The organism is Endozoicomonas sp. SESOKO2 (assembly GCF_024606245.1).
In the GTDB taxonomy this organism is placed as follows: Bacteria; Pseudomonadota; Gammaproteobacteria; order Pseudomonadales; family Endozoicomonadaceae; genus Endozoicomonas_A.
Window position 1 is genome coordinate 1 of the sequence record NZ_JAHHPQ010000154.1, and the last position, 2,163, is coordinate 2,163.

Genomic DNA, 2,163 nt, shown 5'->3' on the forward strand with positions numbered 1-2,163 from the left:
ATAAAATCCATGTATGGGCTCCCGAAGGTTTAATATACCGAAAGATTTTATATTCACTGCTGTCTTCTGAGAGAAAAAAACAAACTATTGAAGAAGATTACCCTGCTGATATTACACAGTTTAAAAATAGCATCTGGAAAAAAATTGATGATTTTATGGGAAAAGATGCTGATATAAAAAAATTGGATATAATGAAATCTAGTTTTTCAGATTATGTAAAGCAGGAGTTTAGCAACCAGTGGAATAAAACCAAAAGAATGCTGGATCAAATCCAAAAATCCATTGCTAATGTTACCGTTAACACATTGTGGAATATTGATATAGAATCAGGTTCTTATATCAGGCGCTTTTTAAGCGTTACTAGCACTTTGATAATCGAAAGATTCATAGGTCTGTATAATCAATACAAGCTTGGAGGGATATATATTGATAAAGGACTACTGCCAAAACTGGATAGCAAGCCCTTCCTAAAGAGGAGCAGTTCGCTAGACCCTATATCAGGAAAGGGAGTGAGCCCTTGGAAGCAATATCTGCTCGAAAGTACCAAAATACGCGCTCTTTTCGAAAAAATGTTCGCAGATGGAATTGTTTCAGATCCTGCCACTTACTTTAAGACATTCGATGAATCCCTGCCGGAAAAAGAAAGCAGTCTAATTAAAGATATCATTTCAGAAAGCGATATTAGTGAAATATTCCATAGTCTAGATGGATATGAAATAACAAGATATACAACAAATAAAATATTTTTAAGTAAAAGAATAGATTTTGAAGACAATATTGTTTCTGTAGCTCTTGATGACTCAATACAGCCATTAATGTTCGCATCTCGCATAAAAAACCCAGTAATCAAAGTAATGCTTGATGAAACCCTTTTTATTCATGAGACTGTAGAGAAGTTAAAAAAATCAGCAATAACCACAGAAGAACCCATGCTAAAGCTGAAGGAAGCTTTACGTCAATTCTATAATGAAAACAAAATAAATATCTCTAACAATGAATTCTATAAAGTTACAATGATGTACCATTCGTATGGTAGCGAGGAGGTTGACTATCATGTTATCGCTACATTAGGTTATGATGCTTTTGAAAGGTTAAGAAAAATTCAAACAACGAATAGGCCTACAATCAATCCAACTGATGAATTCTCAGCAAATGTTCTCTTCTTTAACAGAAAATCTTATGGAAATTATTCTGATGGGTTAGTGCGTAAGCAAAAATACAAAAAATTAATAATGATTCATTTGTCTGATAATCACGAAATGGAGCGTTCTTTTTTAAGGTGTCTCAAGCTTTATGAGATGTACCGCACCGAAAGAACCAGCACTTTGTACAACGTTTTTAATATTGATATGACGGGGAAAAATAAACTTGAAACAATGGTAGGAATACCGCTCAGAAATATTGGTGAAGACACTAAAGTAATCATTACTGGAAGTCTTCTTTTCTTTGACGCCAATTTGAATACTCATGCTTATCTCTATTCTCAGGACATAGTGGAAAATCTATCATCGATTCTAAGAATGGCCATCCCCGAGAATACCACCGTACAATCCATAGCCTTCTCTTTTGATAATTCTGCACAAGATATTTCAGGTTCTGCGGGCGAAGTGGATACTAGCCATAAATATTATGTTGTACCTGAAGTTTTGAAAAAGTTGGCCCAAAAAGGAATTCGTGCAAATTCTGCTATTGCGATTCGAGGGTCTGTGTCAGCAGGCGATTCTCAGCAAACTACCGGTGGTGATCCTGACAGGCCTTCAACTTCAAAAGAGGCGCCCTATGCTGAACTCAACCGTGTTGTTTTTACCCTCAAGCCTGACGGGCTTACCGTTCTATTCGAGGCCAAGTTCGGGTTGACCTCCCTCGCCCCCAGCAATGAGTTTACCCATGCCAGACCCGAAGATCCACGTAGCGATACCGGATTCGAAAATCCGTTATTCGATATCACAAATGAAGAGGATCCAGGCGATATCTCAAGCGAAGAGGATCCAGACGATGCCAAAAGCAGAGAGGAGTTCGTCAAAGCCTTACTCGAAGATAGGTTGATCGAGTCCGGTCACAGGCTCAATGATGGTTTGCCTGAAGCCATCATCGCGAACGAGTTCACTTTTGCTCCAATCGAAAATGCTTTGTACGAAGCCACGATTGAGGAGGCGTCTAAGG

Annotated in this window: 1 protein-coding gene; it reads left to right on the forward strand. The window is 38.0% G+C overall.

From position 1 onward, the window contains the following. A partial coding sequence (locus KDK17_RS03745; RefSeq protein WP_257287379.1) for a hypothetical protein occupies nt 1–2,163 on the forward strand: 2,163 nt, incomplete at both ends.